Source organism: Okeania hirsuta, from assembly GCF_003838195.1.
Lineage (GTDB): Bacteria > Cyanobacteriota > Cyanobacteriia > Cyanobacteriales > Microcoleaceae > Okeania > Okeania hirsuta.
Genome location: NZ_RCBY01000031.1, coordinates 1 through 26,681 on the forward strand (window position 1 = coordinate 1; position 26,681 = coordinate 26,681).

Below are 26,681 nucleotides of genomic sequence, written 5' to 3' on the forward strand. Positions count from 1 at the left end.
AATACCATTTTGATAAATGTTTGCTACAAATAACTAGGGGATTTTTTAGGAGTCAACCCACCCCTCGCCCCTCCCCCTCCCAGGAGGGGAAGTCAGGAGTCAGGAGTCGTATGGGAATGGCTTCAATACCACTTTTTAGGTTGGAAATCATCTTTTTTGTCAAAGGGATGTCTCCTGAAAATTATTTTTATCCCTCTTACTATTCGTAACATTCTTTTTTCAAAATGGTATAAAACCTTCTCCTGGTATGGCATAAACCCAGTTCAACGTTAGCGAAGCTTTGGATAATTAGTTGTAGTTGCCAGCAATAAGGAACTTTTTCAGCCAGGATTAATTGCAACTAGATTTATACTTGAGCCAGAATTAACTGCAACTGAGCCAGCAATAAATTTTTTGAGCCAGAATTAACTGCTTTAACTTTTAACTTTTGACTTCTGACTTGCGCGTAGCGCTATATTAGGCCCCTTTTTACGGTATTATAGAAAGAATGACCACAATTATTTACTCGAAATTATTAAGATATGACAGTATCTGCCCCTACTCGTACCGTTCGGATCGGTTCCCGCAAAAGTCAACTCGCTTTAGTTCAAACTTATTGGGTACAAGAAGAACTCCAGAAAAATTTCCCAGATATCACATTTGAAGTCCACACCATGTCTACTCAGGGGGACAAAATTCTGGATGTGGCCTTAGCAAAAATTGGGGACAAAGGACTTTTTACCAAGGAACTAGAGTTGGGAATGCTGCAAAACGAAACTGACTTAGCAGTTCATTCTCTCAAAGACTTACCTACAAATCTTCCAGAAGGTCTAGTTTTAGGTTGTGTTACCGAACGGGAAAACCCAGCAGATGCTCTAGTCGTCCATGAAAAGTTTAAAGATAAACAACTTGAAGCTTTGCCAGAAGGTGCTGTTATTGGTACATCTTCCTTGAGACGTTTGGCACAACTCCGCCACCATTACCCCTATTTTGAATTTAAGGATGTTCGTGGTAATCTCAATACTAGATTAGCAAAATTAGATGCTGGAGAGTATGATGCCCTAGTTTTAGCTTTTGCTGGTTTGCATAGATTGGGTATGGGCGATCGCATTCATCAGGTTATACCGCCAGAAGTTTCTCTTCATGCAGTTGGGCAAGGTGCTTTAGGAATAGAATGTCGTGACGGAGATAATGATATTCTTGATATATTGAAGAGTCTGGAACATACTTCCACGGCTCAAAGATGTTATGCCGAACGTGCTTTTTTGAGAGAGTTGGAAGGTGGGTGTCAAGTTCCGATTGGTGTCAATACTAAAATAGAAGAGGAACAACTGACTTTAACTGGCATTGTTGCTAGTTTAGATGGTCAGAAATTAGTTAAGGATATTGTTACTGGTGCTGCCTCTGATGCAGAACAAATAGGTATTGAATTAGCTCAAAAATTGAGAAAACAAGGTGCCCAAGAAATCTTAGATAAAATTTTGGCAGAAATTGACCGTAGTTAGTTTTGATATACTCCCGACGTTGCGCTTACGCGACAACGCGGGATTCTTCAGTCTTAAATGTTTTGTTGATGACGTGATCGTGTAGCCCAACAAAAGTTATCTGGCCACAGTATAACATAGTTTTACGGCACTGGTCAAATTTACTAACTAAATACAGACATATCATAGTTATTAAAAACTATATATAGCGTACTTGCGTAAGTTCTGATATATGAACCGTGGCAGCATAATATATTTAAAATTTGTCATGGCGGGTTTTATATCATGTCCATTGGTATTGTTTGTGTAAACCCAAGAGTGAATATCTACAGGAAATTTAGGTTTTTTTCTTGCTCAATAGTCTTCCTCCCTCTTTTCTCTTCCCTCTTCCTTCTTCCTTAGCTTCGCTATACAATACTGATGCTACCGGACATGATATTAAATATAAATAGCTAGGTATAACAATTTTTGCCCAACCTTGAAACCCGCCCCGACACTTTTTCATATTTGTAGAATTACTCGTGCCAAGTTGAAATAAATCAAAACACCGAGAACATCTACAGCAGTAGTAATAAACGGTGCTGACATTAAGGCGGGGTCTAACCCAAATGAACGAAACAGGAATGGCAAAGACGAACCAGCAACAGAAGCCAAAATTGAGATTGCCAGCAAACTTACACCCACTGTCACTGACACTTCTAAATTACCATTGACAATAAACAGGAAAGCCCAAACTGTTGCTAACAAACCGAGAACACTCCCAAGTATTGCGCCAGCAGCAGCTTCACGCAGAATCACTTTAAATGGCCCTATTTTCCAAATTTCATCGGTATTCATACCTCTAATCACAACAGTGGAAGATTGCGCTCCCACATTCCCTCCAGTACCAGTCAACAATGGAATAAATGCTGCTAAGGCAACTACTTTTTTCAGAATATCTTCTTGCGCTGTAATAATTCCACCCGTCACACTATTTGTCAGCAGTAACACAAATAACCAGACCACTCTTCTGCGAGCAGCAGTAAATAGATTTACCTGGAAATAGTTATCACCTTCAGACTGTACGCCACCTAGAGCATAAATATCTTCGGTAGTTTCCTGTTCCAAAATATCGAGAACATCATCAATGGTAATGATACCCACGAGTCGTTGTTCGCTATCTACTACTGGTATTGCCAAAAAGTCGTAACGCTGAATAATACGAGCAACTTCTTCTTGGTCAGTACCAGTTTGCACGCAGACAAAATCACGGCTCATAATTTCGCTGATGGTTTGGTTGAGTTGAGAAGTGACTAAATCTCGCAATGACAGAATACCTGTGAGATGACGGTTAGTGTCAGTCACATATAGAGAATAAACTGTTTCAGTAACGTGAGCTAATGAGCGAATACGTTCTAAACTTTGAGAAACTGTATATTCTTCTTTTAGGGAGATGTATTCCGGAGTCATTATCCGTCCTGCTGTTCCAGAGTTGTAACCCAGAAGCTGCGCTGTAGCTTGGCGTTCAGCAGGGCTAAGTTGACCTAATAAACGCCTGACAACGGTTGCGGGCAATTCTTCAAATAGTTTAGCACGGTCATCAGGTGACATTTTATCAACGATATCTATAACTTCTTGGCGTTTGAACTTTTCGCACAGAGACTGTTGTACGCTGGAGTCTAGTTGTTCATAAACTTCGATCGCTTCACGTTTAGAAAGCAAGCGAAATGCGATGACTTGCATTGTTTCTGGTAAACCTTCGATCGCTTCGGCAATATCAGCTGGTTGTACAGGAACTAACATCGCTTTAGCTCCAGATAAGTTATCTTGTTCTAACAGAGCTTGAAGTTGTGATCGAACTAACTCCCGTAATTCTTGACGAGAAATAGTAGCTATGGAAGGGGATGAATAGTTATTATCTTCAGTCAAAGCTAACCCTCCTAATATATAGATTGCTGAATCTAGTTTAGAGGCTAAATGAACTTTTTGCTCGTTACCAGGTAATCATATTATGTCCGGTAGCATCGGTATTGTATAGCAAAGGTAAGGAAGAAGCAAGAAGCAAGAGGCAAGATGGCTTAATTTCTTCTTCCTGTTTTTTTATAGAACCCATTTGGTATCTATGCACGCGGTATGTGATTTTAGCTACTGGAGTTAGGAAGACCGAGTCAGAAGTTAGGAGATTCAGTTAGAGAAGAGGGGAAAAAGGTAGAAAAATTGGTAGTCCTGGTCGCGTAATGGTATACAAGAACAAGGAATGCCTGGCATGGGGGCAAGATGCTCCCACTGTTCTGGTAACAAAAATAATGACAATGCACGACCCATGAAAATGCACAACTACCGAAAAATTCTCCCATCTCCCCTACTCCCCTACTCCCTATCTTTAACTATAACTATATAAATAGATAGCGATCAAATGGGTTCTATAACCCACTACATTTATCAGCAATGGAGATGTTGCTCCTGCTAATTTGGTTAAAATATCTGTAATTTGACTAATGGAAAGTTTAACGCGAATATATTCATTGACTGTTTTTTCCCACTCTGAATCATTGGCGGGTAAAATCATGCTGTATGAAATACAGGTAAGTGGTCGATTTGGTTCTATTGAATATTGAGTTTCCTTTAATCCTTTCCGGAAAGCTTCTCCTACTAATAAAATACCATCACTAGCAAAAGCATCAATAGTACCTGCAACAGCATCTTTCACAGCAGTTTCTCTTCCCGACGCTCCTTGATAAACCTTTTGGTCTGCTAGTTGGTATCGACTATCAATGAATTATTTTGTCAGAGAATCATTGAGAACTCCAATTAAAATTCCTTCCATAAATCCATCAGGATTAACTGTTAGTCTTCTGTCTGGCTTCATCATTAAATATTTACCAGTGGTGAAGAAACGTTTGGAATAAATGACTCCTGTTGGTGGATTTTTTCTAATAGTATTAGGACCACATTCTAGATGAACTCGCTTATTAGCTACGCTGCGGTGACGACCTTTTTCTGATTCTTCATCAAGAAGAATTTCTAATTTTTCTATACTAATATTTCTGTTTAATTTTTCTTCTAAAATTTTTTTAAACCCATTCATTAATTCTATGCAAATTCCTTCCCATTTACTACCATAAACATAACCAAAAGGAGCCGCATCTTTTCTCATTCCGACTTTCAGTACACCAGTTTGTTTAATTTCTTGTAATACTTCTTGCGACTGAGCAACCCCAGGATTAATTAAAGAAAATATAATACTAAATATGATAATAATTAGTTTGTTATTCATATTTTACCTCACATTAAAATCATTAATATCTTTATCGATCTAAATATTGTACAGTTTGATCACAGATTATGAGAAATTCAATAATTATACAAGGAAAGTAATAAATGTCAAGTTATTTATAAATAATCACGAATGTGGAAGAATAAACAAGTAATATCAAGGTTAATCGCTATTAATCAACAATTAATATTATTATCAATAGATCGAAAAAATCACAATGGATAAATAACAGTTATTTATCAGCTATAAAATTAATAATTATAATTGAAAACTTTAACAATCGCTCATCTATATACGTCAGAAATTAGCAGTTGGTAGTCCATGGCTTAGTTTCTCAATAAAAAACTAGATAATAAGAGTTTTTATCATCAGCTTTCAGACATTTTTTGAATAGTTATTGTTTGAAAAAAATCAGTACCAATACTCAGATAATAGGCTAGTTTATGTTCCTCGTAAAGGTTAATATTATGTAAATAGATAATCAGAAAAATAATATCTCTCACCTCAGAGATATTTTCTTACTCAAGACTTCAAATAATTTCCGATTGATGAGATTTGATCTTGCCGAATAATATCAAATCCGGTTGAATACTTATTATATAGTTGGCAGAGATAAAGAGTGTGGGGAGGTGGGGAGGTTGAAGTATGGATAGAACTATAAATATATACTGTATAACCGGATTCTATATAATGAAGGTTTAAAGTCGGTTTTTTAAAGAAGAAAAAAATACTAAATACTTGGTGATCGCCTGACAACAGAGGAGTCTGGTGCTGGTGTTGTCTTTCAGTTAAATCTTGGTATTCAGGGAGTACCAGAATTTATGTCTAATATCAAATCCGCTCGGGTTTGGTCTAAAAAAATGTTTCATAACAGCGCCATTGCCAAATCTTTTTTTATCTTCACATCTCTCCACACTATGAATCTAATTACACCAATGCTTCCGGATTTGATATAAGGTGCAGAAGGTGCAGGTTGAAAGATGAGTTTGGGGCGAGCACTCCCCACACTCTTACATCAGTCATATTTTAATAACCGGAGTCTTGCGGTAAATTCGGTTGTTGTGATGCTTGCACTGCTAACTTATCACATCGCTCATTTTCTATATTGCCAGAATGACCGCGCACCCAAAAAAATTCCACTTGATGTTGGTTACATAAATCTAATAATTTTTCCCATAGATCGGGATTCATTGCTTTATCTTTTTTATTCCGTTTCCAATCATTAGCTCGCCAGCGTTTTGCCCAACCTTTAGTAATGGCATCAACTATATATTTAGAGTCAGTATAAAGAGTAACATCACAGGCAGATTCTAGGGTTTGAAGTCCTAGTATTGCTGCCATTAATTCCATGCGGTTATTAGTAGTTAACTTATAACCACCAGATAGTTCTTGGCGCTGTTTATCAGTAATAATAACTATACCATACCCACCAGGACCAGGATTGCCACTACAAGCACCATCAGTATAGATAGTAACTTCTGGGATTTTTTCTGTCATTTTGATTCCTTTTTACCAAGTAATTTCTTATAGATAATCATAGAGTGGAATGGTAGTCATGCACAGTAATAAGTAATATAAGTGTGACTAAAATACAAGTACAGGAAATGTCTCTTTGACAAAGCGGTCGTTAGCGCAGCTTCCCGTAGGGTGGGATGGCTAGGAAACCTGCGCCATCTCCAATCGACCAAGAGAGCGGTGCGACCCCGCGACGACACCAGTAGTACCTGGTAGCGCACCAAGAGAAAAAGATAATTTATGACCTAAAAATTGGTATTGAAGCAATTCATTCTGACTCGGTCCTCCTGACTTCCCCTCCTGGGTCCCCTCCTGGGAGGGGTTAGGGGTGGGTTGACTCCTAAAAAATACCCTAGCTATTTGTAGCAAACATTTATCAATTTGCTATAATAGGTTTAAATTTTACTGGAAAAATTTGAGTAATTTCCCACCAACTTTTTTTAATTTTGTGAAAAAGTTGCCAAGGTTATTGAATATTGAAAATGATTGGGTTGAATGGAAAGGAAAATATAAAAAAATCTGGTGAAATTGATTTGGCTAAATCTTTAGGTGAAAATTTTCAGTTTGATTCTTGGTTCTTACCTGGATTCATTAACTTGAGAAACTCAGTCTAATTTATTAGATTCTTTATTATTATTAATCCTATTCCAGGTATTTTAAATACTATTATGTCACTTATCATTATAGGTATTATCAGAATAGTTTTTAAAATATTTATTATATTAAGGTTTTCGGTCATTTTAGTTTGTCTATTTTCTAAAGCTTCTAGGGATTTGTTGCATGAATAGGTGATAGAATAGAGTTCAGTTCACTTCCCCTATGGCCATCTTTAAGCCCAGCAGTCAATTCAGTTATCAGTTAGCCTCTTTATAGAGGAGCTACGGTATCAGTTATATCAAATCCGTTTAATTGGACATAAAAAAAATCTTCAATCGCCATAACTACGTTTATCTTTGTAATTCTTTCTCCTCCTGAGGAGGTCCGACTGACTCCTGAGGACTCCTAACTTAACCATTCTATGGCTGTTTAACCGGATTTGATATTAGCTTCCTCCGGAAGAACTGCAGACTTCAGTTATCAGTGACTATCCCGTGAAATCAGTAGCTTTAAATCAGGAATATTTTAATTTTCATCCCCTTAAAAAGAGAGAATTGTTAATTATTTTTCTTGATCATTAACTCTACTAAAACTTAATGAGAGTAACTTATATCATGTCCGTTCAATTAGTGATAAAAAACTTCCTTCTTCTTATTCTTCTCTCGTGACTCCTGATTCCTAACTCTTGATTCCTCCGTCGTTATTGATAAGTATTCAACTAGACATGATATAACTCCTGACTCTTCCCTGATTATTGATAAGTATTCAATCGGACATGATATTACTAAAAATTTACATCCACATGGGAAAAGGATTTAATTGTTCTTCCGTTAAAGACTCTTTCAAATATCCCATTTTTACAGGAACATCATACAATCTTCCTAACCCTAATCGCTTCCACATATGACGCATCCCTGGAACAATCACCTTAACTACCCTCAACCCAATATCACTACGAGTCTGGTCTAATACTAACAGTTCCATGTCATTTTTCTCAACAATTTGCTGACACAATTTAACATCTTTTAATAGATCGTCACTAGCTAATTGAAAATAATCGTTACTTTTTTTCGACATAATTTGATTATTAGGAACTAGATAAGGTTGATTGATTAAAGTTGCAGTTTGCCACCATTTAAGTGCTAATATATCAGCAGAAGGGGGATAATTCGTTGTTCCATCATCCCTAAAAGATAGTACATTAGGTAATATTTGATTCGCCTCAGTTAACGCCCGACTAATAGCTATTTCTGGGTCGAAATGTGCCCCATATCCTAATATAATATCTTCTACTTCTCTATCATTTCTAGAACTAATAGCAGCAAAACAAGGAATATTCAAATCGCTCGTAATATCTAACACCCATAAATCCCGATTCAGACTTTGATAATATTGTTTTAACTGCTGAAAATAAGGTTGTTTAAAACTGTCTAAATATACTTGAGGTTTTGATAAACGATTGTACCACCATAAAGCCACACAATCCCGTTCTACTAACTCCATAAACCCTTGTAAAATTGCTTCCTCTATCGTATTTCCTGCCGTACAACCATTAGAATCAGCCCAACAATCTAAGAAATCAGAAGAATCAGATTCAGGATATCCATAGTAACAGTAAGAAGTAGGTAAATATTTAAACTCTTGAGCAGTTAAAGACCATACAGGAGTCCAATCAATTACTCTAGTTTCATCAAAGGGTTCTGGTACTTTTTGAAACCACCCTTTACACTCAACATTCCACTCTTTTCGATTTTGGTATTGTTCCTCACTAAAAATCATGCATTGATTCGGATGAATAGCTTTTTCTACCAATTTTTCATAACTCCCTTGTTCTCTAATTTCATCTCCTTGAAACACCCCCGAATAACGTTCGATCGCCTCACAAAAACCGCTAGCTCTTGCTTGACTATCAGTTCTCCCTTTCCCGGCACTTCTGCCACCCATATTTTGACGTAAGCTATCTAAATTGTCGAAAATATTCCTAAAATGATGTTTGGCAACATAAGTATGAACTAATCCTTGACTGGTAATTTTTGCCAATTCTCGCACAACACCCGTAATCGGACTAATATGATGTTGATACTTTCTCAAAGTTTCTTCAGGAGAACAAAAACGATGCCCTCCATCAGAAGTGAAGGCTTTTTTTCGATGTCCTAAAACTACAGGTAAAGGTTGTTTATTAAATACTTTTCCGCAACTAAAACATTGAGGGCGTTTAACTAAAATGTGGTTTTGAGTTTGTAGAGTTAGATGGTCATAAGTAATCAGATTTCCTGCTAATCTAGGATTGCCTTTTTGGATAATCCATTTAAAAATTTCTGTTGCAGCTATGGTTAAAGTTGTTTGGATTGTTGCCTGAGAAAAACCCAGGGGGGAAGTTAAAAGTTTTGCTTCCTCTTTCTTTCTATTAATGAACTCTTCAATCGGTCGATTATCTCGCCAACGCTGTGCAAAACAATCCCAACATCCTGTTTGATCGGGTTGAAATAAAGGTCCGATCCAACCAATTGTTCCTAATGGTTTGATTAACATCCAAGGAGTTTGAGAAGCTAAAGCCTGTTTGTTAAATTCATCTAAGTTAGGATGGAGATAATCGTCAGTCAAAATAATCGTTAAATCTCCTGAATCAGCCACTTGAATCTGAAAAGATTTTAACAGGGAAATAAAATCTTTATCTGTTACCGAACCTAATGTTTTGACAGTAACTTTAATCGATTGTAATTGATTATAAGCTTGAGACTGAGAAATCTGAATATGATGACAAAAAATAGCTAAATTAGACGGTAATAATTCATTATTTTCTAATAGATACCCTTGTTTGTTTAATTGAAACAGAGCTTGTTGAATTTTAATACTGAAATTCAGAATATCTTGGAAAAAATTAGGATTTTCTGGTGTTAATTCTTGGTATTGTATAATTTCTAATTGCAGAATATCAATAATTTCATCAACATTACGTTTACCATCAATTAACTGAACTAAACGATAATAAAGTGGGTCTTGTAAACAGACAGATTCTCTTTCAGATATGAAAAATACCGTATCTGGTTCGAGAGTTTCAATTAAGTAAGCAGGATTAAAACTAGGTTGATTGAGCATATTTTTCAAATTTTCTTGCCAAAATAATTTGATTCTACAAAGGGAATGATGGAGGGTTGATTGAATAATTTTTGATTAATTACTCAAGAATGGGAGGACGATATACAAGTTCATGGATGTTTAGTTCATATAGAAATTATTGGGGATAAACTATGGATACATCGGGGTGGTTTGGAAGATGGTATTGCTAAGGATATAATAAATCGTCGATCTATAACACTGATTTAATAGAGGGTTAGATATATTCGTGCAACAAAGCTATTTCATAAATTTCTTGTTAAATAATATAGTAGAGAAAATCCCCCGAAAAATATTACAGGAATTGCTATCATCACAATCACTAAACCTAAAGGTACTCCAAAAGATATGACATAGACGACAATTGCAGTATAAGGGATTAATAAACCTATTCCGGCAAGAGTTAATTTTTTTGGAGTCCATTTAATATCTTTTTTTAGAGGCTTTTCGAGCATTTTTGCATCTTTACCTTTTAAGATTTTTCTTGCCATAAACTACTCCTTATATTAAAAATGACGATACTGTTCAATGTAATTTATTTTGATTTTAACTATTGTACAAAACTGAAGCAAGTTAAATTTTATTCCCAATCAAAATTCATTCCTAAATATTCCTCTAACCTCTGATTATGAGGTTGAAAATATTCACTCAACCTCTGGCGCATCTCATTACTTATTGATGAATAAGACCCAGGGTTTAACTTTCTATATTCTGAAAGTTGATGTTCTGGCAGTCCTAAAAATTCAAAAACTTGTTTCATTGTTTCTACAGGTTTTTCATAAAGGTCTTCTCCTTTTAAAATAAGTAGTTGTTCTCTGGGAAATATTGCTAACCATTTATTGATAAATTCTATATAAATACCACGCCCTATATAGTTACCTGGTTGCTGCCAATAATTTTTGCCTCCCTCTGGTTTTTCGGGATTTTTTCTGAGTATTTCTAACTCGGAATTTATGGCTGTTTCAAAGGTGCGGTCTTCCCAATTTAGTCTAATCCAATGATGGTATTGAGAGAAGGCTCTATCTATAGGATTTCTCAATATTACTAATAGTTTTACTTCTGGAAATACATTGTATATTCGCTCGGCAGCTTGATGATTTTCTAAATAGTTAGGGGTTGCTTCTCCGGTGATAAAATTTTCTGATTTAGGAATTGGAGGAAAGTGGGCAAGATACCAATTAATTCCTTTGTTGAAGTCTCGATACCAGAAATGAGTCTCTTTTTTTATTGCTGGTATAACATGGGGGTTTTGAGCTATGTAATTTTCTAGTGAAGTTGTACCACTTTTTTGAGCACCAATAATAATAAAGTTAGGACCTCTGGCATTTTGTAAATTCCAATGATTTTTAACAAAGGAAGGATTAAGTTGACGGGTTTTGTTGTAGGAGGCGGTTTGATAATTTTTGATTGCTGCATCTAAGTTTCCTGTTGCTGTGAGAATTTCTCCGAGGTTAATGTAAGACCAAATACTGTCTTGATTTTCTTGAGTAATTTTTTGAAATAATTCTAATACTTGCTGGAGCTTTCGTTGTTTAATAATAAAATTTAATAAGTTTGAATAGAAGAAAAACCAGGGATATTCAGGTTTGAGTTGAATGGCATTTATGTAAGTTGTTATGGCTTTGTCGAATCTCTGAAGTTTGAAGAATATGTTGCCTAGTTGATAGTGATGACGGAAATTTTTGGGATTTTTGTTGACGGTATTTTGGCAGTTAGTAAGTTCCTGGTCTAGTTGATTTTTTTTGTTTTCTAGTTGAGCCAGTTTGTTAGTAATTTCTGGATGATTTTGCTGGACTTGCAAACCCAGGTTATAAATTATTATTGCTGCATTAAATAAATTTTTCTGTCCTAGTAAGTTTCCTAATTTTAAGTAAAATTCTGGTGCTTCTGGCTGAATTGATAATTCTTTAATGGGGCTAGATTTTTGTGGTTGAGGGTTTTGAATAATCTGGGAATAATAGTTAATAGTTTCTGGTAAATTTGATTGAGATTGTTGTTCGAGGGCATATCCTAATTTTTCATGGATATTTGATAAATCTTGATTAATTTTAAAGGCATAAAGAAAAGCTACTACTGCTTCATTCCACCTTTGTAACTTGATTAATGTTTCTCCTAAACTGTAGTAAGACCAGAGAAAATCTGGATTTAATTGAATAGCTTGATGGTAAGCAAGGATGGCTGGCTCTAATTCTTCTTTTTCTTGAAAAATATTTGCTAATTTATGATGAACCACCCAAATTTCAGGCTGTAATTCTATGGCTTTTTGATAAGCAGTAATTGCTGCATCTAAATTTTTTTGATTGACTAAAGCATCTCCAAGACAATGATAAGTAACAGCAGTTTCAGGGTTTAGTTGAAGTGCTTGTTCATAAGAGGAAATTGCTTTTTCCCACTGCTGAATATTGGCGAAAGCTTTGCCTAAGCTGTGATGAGACCAGGAAAATTTGGGATTAACTTGAATAGCTTTTTGGTAGTTTAATATAGCTTCTTGCCAATTTTCTTCACCACTATAAATTTCTCCTAAATTATGATGTGCTTGGGATAGATTTGGATTTAATTTAAGTGCTTGTTCATAACAAGCGATCGCTTCTTTCTTTAGCTGGTATTTTAATAGAGTTTTTGCCAATTTCAGATATTCTAAATCTGTTGCCCATTCTGGTTTTAAATTCAGTGCTTTATACCAACAAGAGGCAGCTAATTCTGGCTTATCTATTTGATGCCATATTTGTGCTAGGGCACGATAAGCATCGGCAAAATTTGGTTGTAGTTTAGTGGCTATTTCGTAGCAAGTAATAGCTTTATGCAACTGTTGTTGTTTGACATAAATTTTACCTAAATTTGCATGAAGTTCAGCTAGGTTTGGTTGTTTTTCCAAAGCTTTGTTATACCAATCAATAGCTGAATCTAAGGCATCTATTTTTTCCATTATTTGCCCTATTGTATTACTAGCAGGTGCAAAATATGGAACTAATTCTAAAGCTTTTAAGCAAGTAGCATAAGCTTTTTCAAAATTTCCTTGAGTTAGATAATGTTCTGCTTCTTCGTTAAATTTTAATGCTGCTGCTTCTGGGTTTTCCATTCAGTTAATGTTAGCCATACTTACTTCATTAATGATTATATCATTAGACATCTTCAGAAAAGAAAGAGTAGGGAGTAGGGAGTAGGGGTAAATAATTGATAAATAAGAGTGCGATAATTGATTTTATTTTTTATTATTGGAAATCTCTATTAGTATTATTAACCTTAGAGCGCAGTGAGTTAAATAATTTTTGCAAGTTTCATTAAGTCTAATAGTTTCTGCAAATTAACAAGAATATCTTTATGGAATGGTTGACCAGAAAAGTATTTATCAAATTCATCACCTAATAAGTAGTAATATTCCAAGCCACATACATTGCTAACTATCCAATAGTATTTAACTATATATTCAGGAGCAAAAAATTCTATAACTTTAGTGCCAGAACTACAAAATACAAGGTTAGTTAATCCTGCACCATGAGGTGCTACTACAACTTTAACACTAGCCAACAGTGCTGCCTGCTCTGCAACAGACATTGATTCTAAAGTAATACTTTCAAAACCAAATTTATCTAAAAAACTGATTACTTCTTCCTCATTAACTACTCGTCGTCGTGATGATTCTTTCCGACTAATATATATCCTTTCTGTTTGATAATATCTTGTTTTTTTAGCTTCCTCTGACAAAAATGAATTTCTTAAAAAATCACATCCCCACTTAGGGATTCTCAGATATTTTCCATCGGAATAAGAGAAAGAAGGAACTAATAATCTTTCAGCTTGTATATAGGGATAAATTTCGCTTTCTATAATTTTGTCTTGGGATATACCCAAAGATTCTATAGTTTCTCTTTGAAATTTTTTCTGGCATTGATTAACTACGAATTTATCTATTTTCAAGCTACTAAGAAGTAGTAAATGAATTCGAGTTACTATATCAAACATCCAATGAAAATAATTATTTTTACCCCATTTTATTGATAATAAAGCAACTGTTCCTTCTATATTATAGATAGATGGTAGTTCTGATGAATAGATAATTAATTCAGCATTTCTTGTAGAAACTTCTGATACTAGCTTATTTTCAGAGGTTATTACTGCGGTAACTCCCGTGTTAATATAACCTTTTCCTCCAGGTACTACTGTGACAAATGCTGATTGTGAATATACTTTTCTACTTCTAAAAATGTGATGAGTTTGTTTTTCAATTGTTTGAGAAGCTAGCATATTTACTTCAGTAGCTGAAAATATTTCTATCTTACTTATCTTCTGCTCATATTTAGCTTCTAAATCAAGTGCTTTATGAGTGCATTCTTTTGTTAATTCATGCTTACCTAAGCTTTGCCATATTTTAGCTAAATTTCGATAAAATCCGGCAAAATGTGGTTGAAGACTAATAGCTTTATCATAATATTTTATCGCTTTTTCCCATTGCTGTTGCCTAGCAAAGATACTACCCATATTTGCATGAGCTTCTGCTAAATTTGGATTATATTTAATCGCTTTTCTGTAAAAATTTTTAGCTAATTCCAACTTCCCCATTCTTTGCAATATATTGCCCTGAGTTTTATAAACTTCCCCACAATTTGGCAAAATTTCTAAAGCTTGGGAACAAGTATCATAAGCTAGATCTAACTTTCCTTGAGATAAATATATTTCAGCTTTTTGCTTTAAATTAAATACGGATATTTTTTGATTATTTACATTCGACATATCTTCAGTAACTCCTAAAAACAAATAGTTAATGACTAACGACAAACCAGCAATTATCTTTTGATTTTGGGTTTAATACCCCGCCTTCTATCAGATATTTACAATTACTTGAGGTGTGAGTTCCCATCCACTTTTGACTTTTTCCGAGCTTCAGTCCTTACTTGTTCAACATTTACATCCGACATATTTTCAGTAACTCCTAAAAACAAATAGTTAATGACTAACGACAAACCAACAATTATCTTTTTGTTTTGAGTTGAATATCTCGCCTCCTATAGAATATTTACAATTACTTGGGGTGTGAGTTCTCATCCACTTTTGACTTTTTCAGTCCTTCAGTCCTTACTTGTTCAATATTTACATCCGACATATTTTTAATAACTCCTAAAAACAAATAGTTAATGACTAACAACAAACCAGCAATTATCTTTTGATTTTGAGTTGAATATCTCGCCTCCTATAGAATATTTACAATTACTTGGGGTGTGAGTTCTCATCCACTTTTGACTTTTTCAGTCCTTCAGTCCTTACTTGTTCAATATTTACATCCGACATATTTTTAATAACTCCTAAAAACAAATAGTTAATGACTAACAACAAACCAGCAATTATCTTTTGATTTTGAGTTGAATATCTCGCCTCCTATAGAATATTTACAATTACTTGGGGTGTGAGTTCCCATCCACAGTATTTTGGCATTACAAGTAGTGGCGAGAATCAAAGATAAATGGGTTCTATAGAAAATATACTTCCTGTTTTCTCTTCTGAAAAGCTTTATCTGTAAGCTTTTTAAGGTTTAATAATTGGTTAAAAAAAACTTTTATATAAGTTAAATTTATAAAATTTTGTCAAATATATTTGGAATTTAAACTAATTTTTCCCAAAAAAGTTTAAATGAGCTATTTAGGGGGAAAAATGGGGATAATTTGAGTGCGATCGCGCTTTCCTTGGCCATTGATTAAAAGTTTTGATATGTAAGAAATATAGGGTGGTTGCTTGTGAAAAAATTTTCGTGTATTTTTGAGGTAAGTAATTCGCTCTGCGTAGGTGCTTATTAAGATGAAAAAGAGAATTAGTGAGTGGAAGTGCGTTCGCGTAGCGGAACGGAGTTCTATCGCATAGCGGAACGTAGTTTTATCAACTTTGGATATATTTTTTGACTACATCAATTTTTACCCAGGCAAAGATACCAAATGGGTTCTATAGGATATTTACCAATGGATAATTGATAATTAATAATTGATAATTAATCCCCAAAGGTTTAAAACCTCTCATGAGCAAGGAGACAAAAGCGGTCGAGGGATGGCGAGGTCTCCTCGCCATATCCAATTGACCAAGAGAAGAAATCAGATTTTCTGATATTCAATTCCGTAACAGTTTTAACCATAGGTAATTATCCATTATTCATTATCCATTATCAATTAATGAAAATTGGTTGGGGTGTGAGTCCTCATCCACTTTTTCCTTTTTCCAACTTCGGTCTTTCCTCATTCCTTATTCAATAATTACCAATTAAACTTCATTCCTAAATATTCCTCTAATCTCTGATTATGAGGTTGGAAATATTCAGATAATTGTTGACGGAGCAAATCGGAAATTGGTGCATAAGAACCAGAATTCAACTTTTTATATTTTGGCAGTTTATGTTCTGGCAAACCTAAAAAATCAAAAACTTGCTTCATGGTATCATTTGCCCCTTGATAAAGGTCTTCTCCTCTCAAAATTAAAAATTGTTCTCTGGGAAATACTTCTATCCATTTCTGCATAAATTCTATATAAACACCTCTCCCTATATAATTTCCCGGAAGTTGCCAATATTTTTTATCTCCTTGAGGTTGTTTCGGAGTAGTTTTGAGTATTTCTAATTCTTGATTAATAGCTACTTCAAAGGAGCGGTCTTCCCAGTTTAATCTTTGCCAATGATGGTATTGAGAAAAGGCTCTATCTACAGGATTTCTTAAAATGACTAATAGTTTAAGACCGGGTAGTAAACTATAGATTCTTTCTGCCACTTTATAATTGACTAAATAGTTAGGAGTAGCTTCTCCAGTAATAAAATTTTGTGACTTAGGAATGGAAGGAAAATGAGCCAAATACCAATCAATTCCTCGATGAAATTCTCCTGACCAAAAATGTGTTTCTTTCTTAATAGCTGGTAAAACTTGAGGATGTTGATTAATGTAATTTGCTAAAGAGGTTGTACCACTTTTTTGAGAACCGATAATAATGAAATTAGGACTTGATACGTTATGAAAATTCCAATGTTTTTCTACAAAAGTAGGATGGATTTTTTTTGTTTGGTTGTAACAGGCTTTTTTATAACTTCTAATGGCTGCTTCAATATTTCCGATTTTTGTGAAAATTTCCCCTAAATTGAGATGACAAAAAAAACTATTTTGCTCAATTTTGGTGGCATTTTGATATAAATTTAATACTTCCTCAAGCCTATTTTCTAATAAATTATTCCATAAGACTGAATGATGAGAAAACCAAGAATGTTCTGGTCTAAGTCTCACAGCTTCTAAGTGAGCGTTAATAGCTTCTTTTTTTTGATAATTGTGCAGAAAAGCATCAGCTAAGTTATAGTATGCACCAGAAAATTTTGGGTTGATAATAGTTGATTTACGGTAAGCAAAAATTGCTTCATCCCATCGTTGTTGCTTAATATATATATTACCTAAACTGTAGTAAGCAAAAAAAAATTAGGGTTGATTTCTAGAGATTTTTGGTAACAGGCGATCGCTTGCTCTAGCTCTCCTTTTTCTTGAAAGACATCTCCTAATTTTTTGTGGAATAAATGATTTTCTGGTTTGAGTTTGATCGCACTAAGATAGGCGGAGTGAGCTAAATCATATTCTTTTTTTTCTTGGAAAACTTTCCCTAGTAAGTAGTAAAGTCTAGGATTTTTAGGAGCTAATTTTATTCCTTGGTTTAAAGTTATTAAGGCATCTTCTAACTCGCCCTTTTGACTCAGAATTTCTCCTAAATGTTGATATGCTGCGGATAAATTTGGGTTGATTTTAATAGCATGACGGTAACAGTTAATTGCTGCCTCTATTTTATCTAACTCTAAAAGTTTATTTCCTAAATTTAGATGTTCTGTGGCTGTCAATGATTCTGGTTCTAGAATAACTGCTTGATAATTACATTCTGTGACTAATTTTTCTTGACCAATGCTATGCCAGACTTTAGCTAAATTTCGATAAACTCCTGCTAAATTTGGTTGAATTTTGAGGGCTTTTTCGTAAGCTGAAATTGCTGGTTCCCATTGCTGTTGTTTGGCATACATACTACCCAGGTTTGCATGAGCTTCAGCAAAATTAGGTAGTATTTGAATAGCCTTATTGTAGTAATTTTTGGCTGCTTCTATGTCACCTTGTGCTTGAAAAATATCTCCCATAGTTTTACAAGCTGGTGCAAATTCTGGTTGGCTATTTAATGCTTTAACACAAGCTGCATAAGCCTCATTTAACTTTCCTTCGGCCAAATGAGATGCTGCTATTTGATTAAAATTAATTGTTAGTTTTTTTGTCTTTTCATTATTAGACATACAGCAGTTTTCCAGTTGATAAGGTATAAAGTTTTATGCTTTAGGGAATAGGTAATAGGGAATAGGGAATAGGGAATAGGGAATAGGGAATAGGGAATAGGGAATAGAGAATAGGGAATAGGGAATAGGCAACAGGCAACAGGCAACAGGCAACAGGCAACAGGGAATGAATAAAAATTATAGATTAGTCTCAAACTGTACCTCACACTTCCTAAAATTTGCTGTATTTCAATAAGTTATATCAGGTCTCATTAAATTAGACATAATAAAAATACTTTTCTTGATTGTTTTGAGAATGTCTGAAATTTCCCACCATTCCCTACCGCTTACCCCCTACTCCCTTTTCAATAATACCAATTACTATGTATTAATGCTTCACTTAGATACCACTTCAATTATTAAATAATTAACGTGAACCAAATCACTTTTTTAATTATTAGCACGCTGGTTAGCATTAATTAGGGCTTGCTGATTAACTATCAAAGCATTGACATATAAAAGTTTCAGCCTTCTTAGGTTGAAAAAAGTGCCAGCTTTTCGGCCAAGAAAGCTCAAAAAGTTAGCATTTTGTGCAGACAAGGACAGAAAAATTAAGGGACAATTCTTCCAACTACATCCTCTGTAATTCCTATTTCTCCTGACTCGGTCCTCCTGACTCAGTCCTCCTGACTCGGTCCCTCACCCATAAGACTTTTTCAGCAAACCCTAATTATTATTATATTTACCGAATAATTAAGGTTTAAAGCCTCTCCTTTAAAGGAGAAACAAGCGGTCGTTAGCGCAGCTTTCCGAAGGGTGGGATGGTGAGGAGACCTCGCCATATCCAATCGACCAAGAGAAGCAAAAATTTTTCTTTAAGTCAATCCTCTTCTTTTCAAGGAAAGGAGAGGTAATTGTTAATAATTAATAATTAATTATTAATTATTAATTGTTGAATACTCCCCTACTACCCTACTTCAGATGGTAATTGATATTGATATCTACATTTTTCTGCTGCAGAGCGATCGCCTAACTGTTCAAAAATATAGGCTATTTTTTCGTAAGCTTTATGGTAGTCTGGTTTAATTTGTATTGCTTTTTTCAAACATTCAATAGCATCAGACCAATTTTCTTGTTGGATATATGTTTTTCCTAATGATGTATATAACCAGCAAGAATTAGGATTAAGTTCAATAGCTGTTTGATAATTAATGATTGCCTCATCTAGTTGTCCTAGTTGTTGTAAAGCATCTGCTAATTTACGATAAAATAAATAGTTATCTACTTTTAATTCTATAGCTCGACGATAAGCTGGAATTGCTAACTGCAATTTTTTTTGTTTACTTAGCGCTTCGCCCATTTTATAGTGAAGTCTAGCTAAATTAGGATTAAGCTTGAGACCATTTTGATAAATGACAAGTGCTTGATTTATTTTTCCTTGCTTGAGCAATATTTCCCCTACTTTACAGTAAGCATCCCAATTTTTCGGGTTAATTTTAATTACTTGATGATAACAAGTAATAGCTTGATTTAATTTACCCTGTTCATACAAAATATCTGCTAAATGTTTGTGATACAAAGGAAAATTTGGATTAAGTTCTATAGCTCGTTGAAATGCCTCAACTGCATCATTTAACTTGCCTATATCTTGAAAAATTGTGCCTAGTTTGTAAGAGAATATCCAGTTTTCAGGTAAAAGTTTAATCAAATGTTGATAACAATTGATAGCTGCATCTAATTCTCCTCGCTCTACAAAAATTTCTCCTAATTTAGAGTAAGCTTCCGATAAATTAGGATTTAATTCTATCGCTTCACGATAATCAGTTATTGCCTCTTCCGTTTTACCTTCATTTAATAAAATATCCCCATGATTCACTTTTTCTAAAGTCGTCTTTTCTAATTCTATTTTTTGAGCTTTATCCCAATATTTTTCTGCCAAACTTAAGTTACCTAATTTTTGGCAAACCCTAGATAAATTTCGATAAGCACCAGGCAAATTTGGTTGTATTTCAATAGCTGTTTCATAGCAAGCTATAGCTGGCTGCCATTCATTTTGTTTAGCATATAAACTCCCAATATTTATGTAAATTTCCGCCCAATTTGGCTGCTGCATTATAGCTTTTGTATACCAAATTATCGCTTCTTCTAAGTTTCCCATTGCCTGTAATACATTTCCTAATGTTTTACAAGTCAAAGGATAAACTGGTAATATTTCTAGAGATTTTTCACAGTATAAATAAGCCTCATCTAGTTTTCCAGCTTCTAAATAAGATTCTGCTTCTTGATATAAACTAAAAGCTGACATTTCTGGAGTTAAATTTGAATACATATTGATCTTTTAAACTTTTGAAAATAATATCATAACTTGATTGTAGGTTACCCAGATTTCAATCTTTCTTTTTTTGACAAAAATATCGGGTCTCAAGCCTTCATTTTTCAAGATATAAAAAATAAAATTCAGTATTTTTTTGCCTGCCTATTCCAGGAAGTACTGATAGGGTAACTCTTTTGTAAAGAGGCTAACTGAAGTCTGCAGTTTATCCGGTAGGAGGCTAACTGAATTGACTCCTAATTCCAGTTAAACTTCATTCCTAAATACTCTTCTAGTCTTTGGTTATGAATTTGGAAATAATCATTGAAACTCCTACAGATTTATGAATAAATAAATGTTTGAAATAATCTCATAACCTGATTGTAGCTCACCCAAATTTCAATCTCTCTTTTTTTGACAAAAATATCGGGTCTCAATCCTTCCTTTTTCAGGGTATAATAAATCAAGTTATGAATCTTCTCGTATCCCTATTGCAGGAAGTACCGATCAAGGGTATTCCAGGTTGATGAGGTACAGTAGGATTAGTTTTTTAAATAGTTGTTGAAGTATGGAATTAAGTTTTCATTCTTTTTGAGACAATCTACTAGAATTACTGTACCACACTTACATGGAATAGGTTGTAACTGATAACTGAATTGACTCCTAATTCCAGTTAAACTTCATTCTTAAATACTCTTCTAGTCTTTGGTTATGAATTTGAAAATAATCATTGAAACTCCTACAGATTTATGAATAAATAAATGTTTGAAATAATCTCATAACCTGATTGTAGCTCACCCAAATTTCAATCTCTCTTTTTTTGACAAAAATTTCGTGTCTTAAGGCTTCCTTTTTCAGGGTATAACAAAGAATTTTCAGTATTTTCTTGCCTGCCTATTCCAGGAAGTACTAATAACTGTTAACTGATCACTGAATTTACTCCTAATCCCAGTGAAATTTAATTCCTAAATACTCTTCATAATCTTTGGTTATGAATTTGGAAATAATCATTAAACTCCTAAGGATTAATTAATCCGTGGTGGTGCATTGTAATGGTCGTGCATTGCATTATTTTTGTTACGAAGTACGGCAGTGGAAGCATCTTGCTTCTGTGCCAAACATCTCTTGTTCCTTGTATACAATTACTATGCAGGACTACCAATTAATCAATAAATATTTGAAATAATCTCATAACCTGATTGTCACCCACTCAAATTTCAATCTCTCTTTTTTTGACAAAAATATCGGGTCTCAAGCCTTCCTTTTTCAGGGTATAACAAAGAATTTTCAGTATTTTCTTGCCTGCCTATTCCAGGAAGTACTAATAACTGTTAACTGATCACTGAATTTACCCCTAATCCCAGTGAAATTTCATTCCTAAATACTCTTCTAATCTTTGGTTATGAATTTGGAAATAATCATTTAAACTTCTACGAATTGATGAATCAATAGGAGAATAATTTCCTATATTATAATTTTTGTACTCTGAGAGTTGATATTCTGGCAAATCTAAAAATTTCAAAACCTTCCCCATAGTAACTTCTGGATGAGCATAAAAATCTTCACTTTTCAAAATTAGAAATTGTTCCCGTGGAAATAAACTCATCCATTCCTGAAAAAATTCAACATATACTCCTCGTGCTAAATAATTTAATTCCTTCATCCAGTAATTAACTTTTTCAGGAGCTTTTGTTAACTGCTCTAAATCTAATTGAATTGCCTCCTCAAAAGATCGATTTTCCCAGTTTAATCGTAGCCATTGATAATATTGAGATATGGCTCTATCCACAGGATTTCTTAATAGTATAATTAGCTTAACTTTAGGAAACACTTGAAAAATTCTTCTCGCAGCATTCGGATAATCAAAATAACTAGGACTAGCTTCCCCTGTGAGAAAATTTTTCTTTTCTGAAATTGCTGGAAAATGAGCTAAATACCAATTTATAGACTCATTAAATTTCCAAGACCAAAAATCCATTTCTTTTTTAATCGGAGGAACAATTTGTGGATGTTGAGTCAGATAACTATAAAGGGAAGTAGTACCTCCTTTGTGAACTCCAATAATGATAAAATTCGGTCCTTGTACTTCTTCTAAATTCCATGGTTGAGATACTAATTCAGGGTATAACTTCTGAGTTTGCTGATAACAAGTAGTTTGATAATAAGGTATAGCTTCTTCAATTTTATTCAAACGAGTTAAAGCCTCTCCTATATTTAAGTAAGACCAATAAGAATCAGGATTAGACTTGTGAAATTTCTGGAAAAAAGTTAGTATTTCTGATAGTTGATCCTCTCTCGCAAAAGCTTCCCATATATTGTAATAAAACCACCAAGATAGGTCTGGATTAATTTCAATAGCTTGACGATAAGCTACAACTGCTTCATCCCATTTTTGTTGTCGAGTTAGGGCAATACCCAAATTATAATAAGACTTACTATTTGGATTTAATTCTATTTTTTTGCGGAGTTCTAAAATTTCTTGGGATAACTGGTATTTTTTATCTAAAACTTGCTGTAGTTTGTGGCAAATTTCTAAGTCATCTTGATTAACCTCTAAAGCTATTTTATAAAAAATAATCGCCCCATTATTCTTATCTGCTTTAGCTAAATTATTTGCTATTTCTACAAATAAATTTGGATTATCTTGTAAAAATTCCAGTAATTTATCGTAAATAAGATGTTGCCCTTGATGCTGAATAGCTTGATGATAATCCTGAATTGCTGCATCTATATCTGAATTATATTTTTGTTCTAGAGCATCTCCTAATTTACTGTAAATTCCTGGCGCTCCTGGCTGTAACTTAACCACATAAATATAGTTATATATCGCTTCATCCCATTTTTGTAACTCTACTAAAGCATTGCCTAAATTATAGTAAGACCAAGGAAAAATTCGTTCTATTTTAATTGCATTTTTGTAAGCATTAACAGCATCTTCCCATCTTTGTAATTTGCTTAAAGCATCTCCTAAATTATAATGAGACCAAGAAAAATTATGGTTTAACTCTATAGCGCGATAGTAATATTTTATAGCTTCATTCCAGCTTTCTTGTTGATGTAAAACTTGTGCTAAGTGATAGTAATACCAAGAAAAATTAGGTTTTAATATAATAGCTTGACGGTAGTTTTCAATTGCTAACTCCCATTTTTTCTGTTTAGCATATATAGTCGCAAGTTTGGCATACTCTTCAGGTGTATTCGGATTGAAGTTAGTGCTTGATGACATAAAAATTGGTAATAGGTAATTGGTACATTTATATAGCAGTACCTTCTTTGGTTAGGACAATAAATTTGAGTGAAAAGGGAGTAGGGAGTAGGCAGTAAAGAATAGGAAATAGAGGAATGTCCTAACCTATTTGCGTAGTGCTATAGCAGTCGAAGGAAAGGTTAATACCAATTTGGAAAAATAATGTTACTAATAATAAGGGCAATTATAAAGACTTTATAGGAGATGTCCATTGGATGAAAAAGATAAATTATGACCTAATAAATGATATTAAAGCTATTCATTCTGTACGTCGCCAATCCGATAGCTCCCCTACCTGTACGGGCAAACGGCGGTTTGCCTCTACCACTTACTGCCTAAGAAATAACCTAGTTACTTGTAGCAAATATTTATCAAAATAATATGGGTCTAAAACCCCGCCTTTTAAGGCGAAATATTTTTGGAGGGTTGCTCAAAATCCCCGTTACAAAAATAACTTCTGACTTCCCCTCCTGGGAGGGGTTTGGGGTGGGTTGACTTCTGACTTCTGACTTCGTTAACACCCTTGGTATAAGACATATCAAAAGCTTAAAACTCAGACAACGCAATATTTTTCCTTCTCTCCTAGATAACTAAACGCCTTCTTCCTTCTGCTATATCAAACAAGGTTTGTAGATTATAGGTAATATTCTAGATGAGAAAAGTTTACCGCCTTACCTAATACCTACAGCAGATTTCATCTAATATCAAGTCCGGATAATTTAGTGATGAAAAAAACCTATCTTTTTACACAGGGCAAATATCCCTATTATCCCTACTCCCTACTCTCTTAATTTATAAGTATTCAAGCGCAGATGATATATGTGAGGTACATAAGTCGTGGACAAAATGCCCACACCACAAAAATTCAAACTCCGTCCTTAAGGGCGAGGTCTTACAATATTTGTACTTCATATACTTGCAATTTACAGTAATTTAAGAAATGGTAACTTTCTACATATATTCCAACAAAACTCTGACTAAAGCAATCTTAATCATAACTGATTATACGAATATGATATTTTTTAAAGGAGAGAACAGGAAATAGGGAAAAATCATCAATCTGTTTGATAAACCAGACTTTGTATAATCTCTCTTTCTCATAACTATAAACAAGATTTTTTTTATTGATAACGCACTTATTCAAACTTGATACAAATTCTAGGGTAGCAAGGTTAAAATAATTGAAAATTTTAACCTTATATGAAATACAAAAAATAATACTACAATTATTTCACAAAACCTCAATAAATAAGTTGAGCGAGAGAATAAAAGATAAATTTTATCTGAAATACAAGTAATTATGCTATTTTAGCATTCCCCCATTTCCACATCTCTCTATCTCCCGATCAATTGCCTGTAGCAAACATTCACCTATTTCATATTATATAGTCAAAAATTTGCTCAATTCCGACATAATGACATAATAGTTAATAACACAAAATATTCTAGGAATTCAATGGGTATATCTATAGAAGTTGACAACACAACCTTTGCCACCGAAGTATTAAAAAATTCCCACAAAAAACCTATTTTAGTAGACTTTTACGCTACTTGGTGTGGTCCGTGTAAAATGCTTAAACCAATCTTAGAAAAGTTGGTTCAAGAATATGACTTTATCTTAGCTAAAGTGGATGTCGATCATAATCCCGAATTAGCTCAAACTTATGGTGTAGAGGGAGTACCAGATGTTAAAATTGTAACTCAAGGAGAAGTTAAACCAGGTTTTGTAGGAGTTCTATCAGAGCCAAAACTACGAAATTTTCTAGGTGAACTTAACCTAAAATCAGAACTAGAAACAGAATTAGAAACACTGCGAAATTTGACAAAATCTGGTGAATTAAAACAAGCAAAAAATCTTTTAGACCAGCTTTTTCAAAAATATCCTCGTAACATTAGCTTAATCATAGAAGCTGCAAAATTTTTAGTCAGCTTAAATCGATTAGAAGAAGCTCAAAAACTAATAGAAACTATTGGAGAAAATAACCGAGAGTTTTATCCCCAAATACAAGCAGTAAAAGGACTAATTCACTTTAAACAAGAAGTAGAAAATCCTGGTGATAGTGAACTAGATAAAATGTATGCTCAAGCTTGTAGCTTAACACTATCAGCTAACTATGAAGAAGCACTAAAATTATTTTTAGATATAGTCACCAGAAATCGTAAATATAAAAATGACGGCGCACGCAAAGCAATGCTGGCAATATTTAATATCTTAGGAGATGATAACTCTACCAGTAAAGAATATCGAAAGCAGCTATTATTAAACCTGTACTAAAAGTAGTTATTTTAACTAGCTATCAGCTATTAGCGCTTCAGCTATTAGCCTAAAAATTTGTGCATATAATTAGGGTTTGCTGATTAAATCTAAAAACACTGACATATAAAAGTAAGTGCCTTTTTGGAGCGAAAAAAAGTGCCAACTTTTCAGCTTGAGTGACCAAAAAGTCAGGATAAAAGGCAGATAAGCACAGAAAGATACAGGTACAATTATTCCTCCTACTTTCTCAGCTCTCCCCACCCTCCCCACATTCCCCTCCTGGGAGGGGTTAGGGGTGGGTCCCCACACTCTGCTTTTTTCAGCAAACCCTAATTATTGCTCTGCTGATTAATTCTCAAAGTATTGATAAATAAAGGTATTAGCCTTTTTGGGGTTCAAAAAAGTGCCAGCTTTTCGGTGCCAACAGCTGCAAAAAGCTAGTATTTTGGGCTGACTATGGTAGAAAAATCACTCTTACAATTCTTACTCCTACCTCCTCGCTCATTCCCTGTTCTTCCTGTCTCCTGTTTCCTGTCTCCTGTCTCCTGTCTCCTACTAAAAGACTTTTTCAGCAAACCCTAATTAGGTATCTGTTTGCAGAGCTGACCGCTGAACTGCTGAATTGCTGTTTGCGCAGCATTCCGCCAGAAAACGCTTT

At 34.2% G+C, this 26,681-nt stretch carries 19 protein-coding genes and 1 pseudogene; 4 read left to right on the top strand and 16 right to left on the bottom strand.

Translation table 11 applies throughout. The features are described 5' to 3' along the window. Both D5R40_RS37565 and hemC read left to right on the top strand, forming a co-directional pair. Positions 1 to 209 (top strand): hypothetical protein (locus tag D5R40_RS37565; protein WP_205127619.1); only part of this gene is annotated, 209 nt, incomplete at its 5' end. Positions 210 to 521: 312 nt separating this feature from the next. Then, on the top strand, positions 522 to 1,484 hold the full coding sequence (gene hemC, locus D5R40_RS07825; protein WP_124146316.1) for a hydroxymethylbilane synthase: 963 nt from the start codon (positions 522 to 524) through the stop codon (positions 1,482 to 1,484). Positions 1,485 to 1,800: 316 nt separating this feature from the next. On the opposite strand, the gene D5R40_RS34830 is transcribed toward hemC, so the two are convergent. The 7 genes from D5R40_RS34830 to D5R40_RS07855 form a co-directional block, all read right to left on the bottom strand. After that, on the bottom strand, positions 1,801 to 1,968 hold the full coding sequence (locus D5R40_RS34830) for a hypothetical protein (RefSeq protein WP_161564953.1): 168 nt from the start codon (positions 1,966 to 1,968) through the stop codon (positions 1,801 to 1,803). Continuing rightward, positions 1,965 to 3,371 (bottom strand): magnesium transporter, encoded by a 1,407-nt coding sequence (gene mgtE / locus D5R40_RS07830; protein WP_124146315.1) that lies wholly within the window; start codon positions 3,369 to 3,371, stop codon positions 1,965 to 1,967. Before mgtE ends, D5R40_RS34830 begins: the two co-directional genes overlap by 4 nt. 454 nt (positions 3,372 to 3,825) lie before the next feature. Next, on the bottom strand, positions 3,826 to 4,152 hold the full coding sequence (locus tag D5R40_RS07835; protein ID WP_124146314.1) for a type 2 periplasmic-binding domain-containing protein: 327 nt from the start codon (positions 4,150 to 4,152) through the stop codon (positions 3,826 to 3,828). A 69-nt stretch (positions 4,153 to 4,221) separates the two neighbouring features. Beyond that, positions 4,222 to 4,719: a type 2 periplasmic-binding domain-containing protein gene (locus D5R40_RS07840; RefSeq protein ID WP_124146313.1), complete on the bottom strand. Its 498-nt coding sequence runs from the start codon at positions 4,717 to 4,719 to the stop codon at positions 4,222 to 4,224. Positions 4,720 to 5,745: 1,026 nt separating this feature from the next. Then, complete coding sequence (rnhA, locus tag D5R40_RS07845) at positions 5,746 to 6,216, bottom strand: ribonuclease HI (RefSeq protein ID WP_192901167.1); 471 nt, start codon at positions 6,214 to 6,216, stop codon at positions 5,746 to 5,748. A gap of 159 nt (positions 6,217 to 6,375) precedes the next feature. Beyond that, positions 6,376 to 6,603, bottom strand: coding sequence for a hypothetical protein (locus tag D5R40_RS37570; RefSeq protein WP_124146312.1), 228 nt, complete (start codon positions 6,601 to 6,603; stop codon positions 6,376 to 6,378). 1,020 nt (positions 6,604 to 7,623) lie between these two features. After that, on the bottom strand, positions 7,624 to 9,930 hold the full coding sequence (locus tag D5R40_RS07855; RefSeq protein ID WP_124154461.1) for a TOMM precursor leader peptide-binding protein: 2,307 nt from the start codon (positions 9,928 to 9,930) through the stop codon (positions 7,624 to 7,626). A 78-nt stretch (positions 9,931 to 10,008) separates the two neighbouring features. Between D5R40_RS07855 and D5R40_RS40865 the strand changes: the two genes are divergently transcribed. Then, positions 10,009 to 10,158 carry an element excision factor XisI family protein gene (locus D5R40_RS40865; RefSeq protein WP_124146317.1) on the top strand — a complete coding sequence of 50 codons (150 nt, stop codon included), beginning with the start codon at positions 10,009 to 10,011 and terminating at the stop codon, positions 10,156 to 10,158. Between the two features lie 35 nt (positions 10,159 to 10,193). Here D5R40_RS40865 and D5R40_RS07865 read toward each other — a convergent pair whose 3' ends face one another. The 8 genes and pseudogenes from D5R40_RS07865 to D5R40_RS07905 form a co-directional block, all read right to left on the bottom strand. Beyond that, positions 10,194 to 10,439, bottom strand: a complete 246-nt coding sequence (locus D5R40_RS07865; protein ID WP_124146310.1) for a hypothetical protein — start codon at positions 10,437 to 10,439, stop codon at positions 10,194 to 10,196. A gap of 89 nt (positions 10,440 to 10,528) precedes the next feature. Continuing rightward, the gene (locus D5R40_RS07870) at positions 10,529 to 13,027 is read right to left on the bottom strand and encodes a tetratricopeptide repeat-containing sulfotransferase family protein (RefSeq protein WP_124146309.1); all 2,499 of its coding nucleotides are present in this window, start codon (positions 13,025 to 13,027) and stop codon (positions 10,529 to 10,531) included. Between the two features lie 179 nt (positions 13,028 to 13,206). Then, on the bottom strand, positions 13,207 to 14,724 hold the full coding sequence (locus tag D5R40_RS07875; RefSeq protein ID WP_124154462.1) for a glycosyltransferase 61 family protein: 1,518 nt from the start codon (positions 14,722 to 14,724) through the stop codon (positions 13,207 to 13,209). Between the two features lie 1,460 nt (positions 14,725 to 16,184). Then, positions 16,185 to 17,195: a tetratricopeptide repeat-containing sulfotransferase family protein gene (locus tag D5R40_RS07880; RefSeq protein WP_124146307.1), complete on the bottom strand. Its 1,011-nt coding sequence runs from the start codon at positions 17,193 to 17,195 to the stop codon at positions 16,185 to 16,187. A 45-nt stretch (positions 17,196 to 17,240) separates the two neighbouring features. Further along, positions 17,241 to 17,351 (bottom strand): annotated as a pseudogene (locus tag D5R40_RS42485) (tetratricopeptide repeat protein); the annotation flags it as partial. Positions 17,352 to 17,356: 5 nt separating this feature from the next. Further along, on the bottom strand, positions 17,357 to 18,229 hold the full coding sequence (locus tag D5R40_RS07890; RefSeq protein ID WP_124146306.1) for a tetratricopeptide repeat protein: 873 nt from the start codon (positions 18,227 to 18,229) through the stop codon (positions 17,357 to 17,359). Positions 18,230 to 19,175: 946 nt separating this feature from the next. Then, on the bottom strand, positions 19,176 to 20,537 hold the full coding sequence (locus tag D5R40_RS07900; protein WP_124154463.1) for a tetratricopeptide repeat protein: 1,362 nt from the start codon (positions 20,535 to 20,537) through the stop codon (positions 19,176 to 19,178). Between the two features lie 1,336 nt (positions 20,538 to 21,873). Beyond that, complete coding sequence (locus tag D5R40_RS07905) at positions 21,874 to 23,745, bottom strand: tetratricopeptide repeat-containing sulfotransferase family protein (RefSeq protein WP_124146303.1); 1,872 nt, start codon at positions 23,743 to 23,745, stop codon at positions 21,874 to 21,876. Positions 23,746 to 25,189: 1,444 nt separating this feature from the next. Here D5R40_RS07905 and D5R40_RS07910 point away from each other — a divergent pair. Then, positions 25,190 to 26,041, top strand: coding sequence for a tetratricopeptide repeat protein (locus D5R40_RS07910; protein ID WP_282433613.1), 852 nt, complete (start codon positions 25,190 to 25,192; stop codon positions 26,039 to 26,041). Between the two features lie 419 nt (positions 26,042 to 26,460). On the opposite strand, the gene D5R40_RS34835 is transcribed toward D5R40_RS07910, so the two are convergent. Continuing rightward, the gene (locus tag D5R40_RS34835; RefSeq protein ID WP_161564954.1) at positions 26,461 to 26,598 is read right to left on the bottom strand and encodes a hypothetical protein; all 138 of its coding nucleotides are present in this window, start codon (positions 26,596 to 26,598) and stop codon (positions 26,461 to 26,463) included. Positions 26,599 to 26,681: the final 83 nt, after the last annotated feature.

What these genes read in the sequence shown, in the direction of transcription:
- hemC (WP_124146316.1), top strand. Translation starts at nt 522, where the DNA reads ATGACAGTATCTGCCCCTACTCGTACCGTTCGGATCGGTTCCCGCAAA.
- D5R40_RS34830 (WP_161564953.1), bottom strand. Translation starts at nt 1,968, where the DNA reads ATGAAAAAGTGTCGGGGCGGGTTTCAAGGTTGGGCAAAAATTGTTATA.
- D5R40_RS07840 (WP_124146313.1), bottom strand. Translation starts at nt 4,719, where the DNA reads ATGAATAACAAACTAATTATTATCATATTTAGTATTATATTTTCTTTA.
- rnhA (WP_192901167.1), bottom strand. Translation starts at nt 6,216, where the DNA reads ATGACAGAAAAAATCCCAGAAGTTACTATCTATACTGATGGTGCTTGT.
- D5R40_RS07855 (WP_124154461.1), bottom strand. Translation starts at nt 9,930, where the DNA reads ATGCTCAATCAACCTAGTTTTAATCCTGCTTACTTAATTGAAACTCTC.
- D5R40_RS07865 (WP_124146310.1), bottom strand. Translation starts at nt 10,439, where the DNA reads ATGGCAAGAAAAATCTTAAAAGGTAAAGATGCAAAAATGCTCGAAAAG.
- D5R40_RS07870 (WP_124146309.1), bottom strand. Translation starts at nt 13,027, where the DNA reads ATGGAAAACCCAGAAGCAGCAGCATTAAAATTTAACGAAGAAGCAGAA.
- D5R40_RS07890 (WP_124146306.1), bottom strand. Translation starts at nt 18,229, where the DNA reads ATGTCTAATAATGAAAAGACAAAAAAACTAACAATTAATTTTAATCAA.
- D5R40_RS07900 (WP_124154463.1), bottom strand. Translation starts at nt 20,537, where the DNA reads ATGTATTCAAATTTAACTCCAGAAATGTCAGCTTTTAGTTTATATCAA.
- D5R40_RS07905 (WP_124146303.1), bottom strand. Translation starts at nt 23,745, where the DNA reads ATGTCATCAAGCACTAACTTCAATCCGAATACACCTGAAGAGTATGCC.